Source organism: Frigoribacterium sp. MEB024 (genome assembly GCF_000878135.1).
GTDB lineage: Bacteria > Actinomycetota > Actinomycetes > Actinomycetales > Microbacteriaceae > Frigoribacterium.
Map to the genome: position 1 here is coordinate 1 of NZ_JXQZ01000123.1, position 604 is coordinate 604.

The 604-nt window shown below is 70.7% G+C and carries 1 protein-coding gene and 1 pseudogene; both read right to left on the bottom strand.

The window, feature by feature from the left end; translation table 11 throughout:
* The coding region (locus SZ60_RS15455; RefSeq protein WP_043597564.1) for a hypothetical protein at positions 1 to 198 on the bottom strand (198 nt) is incomplete at its 3' end.
* Positions 195 to 604: pseudogene (locus SZ60_RS15460) on the bottom strand (peptide ABC transporter substrate-binding protein); the annotation flags it as partial. The pseudogene SZ60_RS15460 and the gene SZ60_RS15455, both read right to left, overlap by 4 nt.

The window sequence follows — 604 nt, forward strand, 5'->3', positions numbered from 1 at the left end:
GCCTCGGCCGCCGGACGAGGAGGTGCGGGTCGCGCCGTCGTCGCCGAGTTCCTTCTCGAGGGCGCGCGTGGCCGCCCGTCCGCGGGCCTCGGCGGAGGTCGCGCTCGGCGGGGTGGGCCGGGTGACGCCGCCGTCGTTCGCGCGGGGGTCGTTCGTGCCGCGGCCGTTCGTGCCGCCGCCGGTCGGTGTGGGGCTCATGCGCGGAGTCCGATCTGCAGGTAGTCGAACTCGAAGCCGAACTCGCGGTAGTTGAGGACGTCGCGCGACAGGCCGACGAGGCGGTCTCCGAACATGGGGGTCATGTCGGCCGAGTCCTCGACGACGATGCGCTGGGCGTCCTGGTAGAGGGTCATGCGGCGCGTGTCGTCCATCTCGGCGCGGGCGTCGTCGAGCAGCCCGTCGAAGGTCGGGTTCGACCAGGCGCTCTCGTTGTACGACGAGCCGGTGCGGAAGATCTGGTTGAGCAGCTGGTCGATCGGGCGTCCGGTGAACCAGTAGCTGACCATGAGGGGCTTCTGCATCCAGATCTGCGTGTAGTACGAGTCGGACGACGCGTTGCGGACGGTCAGGTCGATGCCCGCGTCGCGGACGGCGTCGCGGTAGG